The organism is Methylibium sp. T29 (assembly GCF_000576205.1).
GTDB classification, from domain to species: domain Bacteria; phylum Pseudomonadota; class Gammaproteobacteria; order Burkholderiales; family Burkholderiaceae_C; genus Methylibium; species Methylibium petroleiphilum.
On the sequence record NZ_AZND01000295.1, the window covers coordinates 1 to 3,689 of the forward strand.

4 protein-coding genes are annotated in these 3,689 nt (G+C 71.9%); 3 read left to right on the top strand and 1 reads right to left on the bottom strand.

The genetic code is table 11. The features are described from left to right. On the bottom strand, positions 1-319 hold a 319-nt coding region (locus tag x551_RS19665), incomplete at its 3' end, for a hypothetical protein (RefSeq protein WP_036250446.1). Between the two features lie 179 nt (positions 320-498). Here x551_RS19665 and x551_RS19670 point away from each other — a divergent pair. From x551_RS19670 to x551_RS19680, 3 genes are all read left to right on the top strand, one after another. Next, entirely contained in the window at positions 499-1,101 is a 603-nt protein-coding gene (locus tag x551_RS19670) for a paraquat-inducible protein A (RefSeq protein WP_036235385.1), read from the top strand. A 196-nt stretch (positions 1,102-1,297) separates the two neighbouring features. Next, positions 1,298-1,873 (top strand): paraquat-inducible protein A, encoded by a 576-nt coding sequence (locus x551_RS19675; RefSeq protein WP_231497787.1) that lies wholly within the window; start codon positions 1,298-1,300, stop codon positions 1,871-1,873. Next, positions 1,870-3,570 (top strand): MlaD family protein, encoded by a 1,701-nt coding sequence (locus tag x551_RS19680; RefSeq protein ID WP_036235389.1) that lies wholly within the window; start codon positions 1,870-1,872, stop codon positions 3,568-3,570. The genes x551_RS19675 and x551_RS19680 overlap by 4 nt, the downstream gene beginning before the upstream one ends. Positions 3,571-3,689: the final 119 nt, after the last annotated feature.

Genomic DNA, 3,689 nt, shown 5'->3' on the forward strand with positions numbered 1-3,689 from the left:
CGCGCGCGGCGGCCAGGTAGGGTTCGGCGGCGGAACTGCGCGCCGTGCCGGCCGCGACCGGTGCCTGCGTCACCGGTGATGCGCCGTAGGCCACCAGCTCGGCCGAGGCGCGGTCCAGGCAGTTGCGCTGCAGCGCCTCGTCGGGAGCCTCGCACACCACGAGCAGCTTGCTGCCGCGCAGCGACTGGCCGGCGAACTGCGGCTCGGTCCACTGCGAATCGACCGGGTTGGTGGCGCAGCCGACGACCAGCAGCGCCGCCGCGAGGGCCATCGGGGCGGGGCGCAGCGCGCGCCGTGCCGCAGAGACTTGAAACCACATGGTCGGGAATCCTTTCGTGGGCCTGAGAGGCCGAGTCGGCGCGGCTGTGACCGGGCGGCGCGACGCTCTCCGGCGTGTCGGAGCAGCTTACTCCTCGGTGCGATCCGCACCGCCGTGTGGGCCCATGCGGCGGCAGGGCATGCGTCCGCGCGCCGCAGCGGTTTGTTAGGCTGGCGGGGATGAAGGCCTGTCACGATTGCGATGCGCTGCAGCAGGAGGTGGTGCTGGAGCCCGGCGGCGTGGCCCGCTGCTGGCGCTGCGACGCGGTGCTCTACCGCGGCCGGCATCACGCGATGGACCGCACGCTGGCGCTCACACTGGCGGCCGCGGCGCTGTTCGTGCTGGCGCTGTCGTTCCCGCTGGTCGAGCTCGACATGCAGGGCCAGCACCACAGCACCACGCTGTGGGGCGCGGTGGTCACCCTGTGGCGGCAGGACGCCGGGCTGGTGGCCACGCTGGTTGCGGTGACCACGGTGCTGGTCCCGACGCTGGAACTCGGCGCCATGCTGTGGCTGCTGCTGCCGCTGGCCCTGCGCGAGCGGCCGATGGGCGGCGTCTGGGTGCTGCGCGCGCTGCTGCTGGTGCGCCCCTGGGGCATGGTCGAGGTGTTCGTGCTCGGCGTGCTGGTGGCGCTGGTGAAGCTGGCGCACATCGCCAGCGTGATCCCCGGCATCTCGCTGTGGTCCTTCGGCGGCCTGATCTGCGTGTTCGCCGCCGCCGCGGCCAACTTCGACGCCCAGCAGGCCTGGGACCAGATGGACGCCGCGGAGACGCCGGCATGACGGCCCCGTCGGGCGAGGGGCCGCCGCGGGACGAGCGCCGGGCCGCTCCCAAGCCGGCCCGCATCCCCTCGGGGGATCGCCTGGCGTACCCGTCGGGCGAGGGGTCATCAGTGCTCACCGCCGCAATCGCCGGCCTGCGGGTCTGCCACACCTGCGGCCAGATCAGCCGCCCGGCGCCGCCGCCGCTGCAATCCCGTTGCCCGCGCTGCGACAGCGAGCTGCACGTGCGCCAACCGGCCAGCCTGGCGCGCACCTGGCTTTCCTGATCGCCGCCTTCATCCTCTACGTGCCGGCCAACACGCTGCCGGTGATGCGTTCGAGCTCGCTGTTCGGTGCGCAGCAGGACACCATCTGGTCCGGCATCGTGTTCCTGTGGATCGACGGCTCGTGGTTCCTCGCGGTGCTGGTGTTCGTGGCCAGCATCGTGGTGCCGCTGGCCAAGCTGCTGGTGCTGAGTTTCCTGGCCGTCTCGGTGCAGTTGGGCAGCGCGGCCCGGCCGCTGTTGCGCACCCGGCTGTACCGCGGCATCGAGTTCGTCGGCCGCTGGTCGATGCTCGACATCTACGTGGTCACGCTGCTCGTCGGGCTGGTGCAGCTGCAGTCGGTGGCGGCCATTTCCGCCGGGCCCGGCGCGGTGGCCTTCGGCGCGGTCGTGGTGCTGACGATGCTGGCCTCGCTGAGTTTCGATCCGCGGCTGATCTGGGATGCGGCCGACCGGCCGGCGCGGGCCGTGCGGCCCGCGCCGCATCTCGACCGAGAATGGGGCGCATGAGCGACACGCCGCCGCCCTCCTCTTCCGCCCCTCCGCCCCTGCCGGCGACGGCCGAGCTGCCTGAAGCGGTGGCGGTGCCGCGCCGCCGCAGCCACGGCTATGCGGTGTGGCTGATCCCCATCCTTGCGGCATTGATCGGCCTGACGCTGGGCGTGCGCGCCTGGCTCGCGACCGGACCCACGGTCACCATCACCTTCAAGACCGCCGAGGACCTGGAGCCGGGCAAGACCAAGATCAAGTACAAGAACGTCGACATCGGCGACGTGAAATCGATCGCGCTCGCCCCCGACGGCAAGGGCGTGGTCGTCACCGCCGAGATGACCCAGGGCGCGCAGAAGCTGCTGCTCGACGACACGCGCTTCTGGGTGGTGCGGGCTCGCGTGGCGGGCAGCGGCGTCACCGGCCTCTCCACACTGCTGTCGGGCGCCTACATCGGCATCGACATCGGTACCTCCTCCGAGTCGCGGCGCGAGTTCGTCGGCCTCGACGTGCCGCCCAGCGTCACCGCTGACGAGCCGGGGCGCGAGTTCATCCTGCGAAGCGCGGACCTCGGCTCGGTCGACATCGGTTCACCGGTCTATTTCCGCCGTGTGCAGGTCGGCAAGGTCACCGCGACGCGGCTCGACGCCGATGGCCGCGGGGTCACGCTGCGGGTGTTCATTTCGGCGCCGCATGAGCAGCACGTGACCGAGAACACGCGCTTCTGGCATGCCAGTGGCCTGGACGTCGCGCTCGACGCCGGCGGCATCAAGCTGCAGACGCAGTCGCTGATCTCCATCGTGCTCGGCGGCATTGCCTTCGGCGCGCCGGAGTCCGGTGCGCCGGGCGCGGCGGCCGAGGCCGAGCACAGCTTCGCGCTGTTCGAGAACCAGGCGCTGGCCATGAAGCGCACCAGCTCCGAGGTGACGCCGATGGTGGCCCATTTCACCGAATCGCTGCGCGGCCTGGCGCCGGGCGCGCAGATCGACTTCCGCGGCGTGGTGGTCGGTGAGGTCACGTCGATCGACGTCAGCTACGACCGCGACCGCAGGGAGTTCAGCTTCCCGGTCGGCATGGTGCTGTACAGCGACCGGCTCGGCTCCAAGGTGAGCGCGGCGATCGAACGGGCGCAGGTCGACCCGACAGAGCTGATGCGCCGCTCCATCGAGCGCGGCCTGCGCGCGCAGCTGCGCACCGCCAACCTGCTGACCGGCCAGCGCTACGTGGCGCTCGACTTCTTCCCCGGCGCGCGGCCGGTCAAGACGGCGGCCGCGCCGGCCGCCGGCAGTGAAGCCCCGGTGCTCGAGATCCCCACCATCTCGGGCAGCCTCGAGGACCTGCAGGCCACGCTGACCAGCATCGCCAAGCGCATCGAGAACGTGCCGTTCGACGAGATCGCCGCCGACCTGCGCACCGCGCTGCAGTCGCTCGACCGCACGCTGAAGAACACCGACGGGCTGATCGGCCGGCTCGACGGCCAGCTCGGCGAGCTGGTGCCCGAGCTGAAGGCGGCGATCGCCGACACGCGTCGCACCATGAAGTCGGCCGACAACCTGCTCGCCAGCGACACGCCGACCCAGCAGGAGCTGCGGGAAGCGCTGCGCGAGGTGTCGCGCGCCGCCCAGTCGATGCGCGAACTGACCGACTACGTGCAACGCCGCCCGGAATCCCTGCTGCGCGGCAAACCCGGCGAGCCCGAGGAAGGCGGCAAGCGATGACGACGAAGCAGCCTCGGCCGCGCGCGCTGGCGCTCGTTGCCGCGCTCGTGCTGGTGCAGTTCGCCGCGGGGTGCGCCAGCCCACCGCCCGAGCGCTTCTACCGCCTGGCGGTCGCCGCG

Coding starts and splice junctions, on each gene's coding strand:
- x551_RS19670 (WP_036235385.1), top strand. CDS start 499: ATGAAGGCCTGTCACGATTGCGATGCGCTGCAGCAGGAGGTGGTGCTG.
- x551_RS19680 (WP_036235389.1), top strand. CDS start 1,870: ATGAGCGACACGCCGCCGCCCTCCTCTTCCGCCCCTCCGCCCCTGCCG.